Origin of the sequence: Achromobacter sp. GbtcB20 (assembly GCF_019091095.1) — a bacterium.
Taxonomy (GTDB): Bacteria; Pseudomonadota; Gammaproteobacteria; order Burkholderiales; family Burkholderiaceae_B; genus Achromobacter; species Achromobacter mucicolens.
Map to the genome: position 1 here is coordinate 1 of NZ_JAGXJZ010000996.1, position 228 is coordinate 228.

Consider the following 228-nt stretch of genomic DNA (forward strand, 5'->3'; position numbering starts at 1 on the left):
GTGCTGCCGGAAGACGCCAAGGAAAAGGAAAATGACTACGTGATGTTGTCGGACATTTTCCCGACCGGCTACCACGCTACCGAATTGGCTGGCCTTAAGCCGGGTGAATCGGTCGTGATCTACGGCGCCGGCCCGGTCGGCCTAATGGCGGCCATGTCTGCGTTCATTAAAGGCGCAAGCGAAGTTTTCGTCGTGGACACGCACAAGGACCGCTTGGCACTGGCCGAA

The 228-nt window shown here is 58.3% G+C and carries 1 pseudogene; it reads left to right on the forward strand.

What is annotated here, in order from left to right:
- Positions 1-228 (forward strand): annotated as a pseudogene (locus tag KVT32_RS31980) (aldehyde dehydrogenase); the annotation flags it as partial.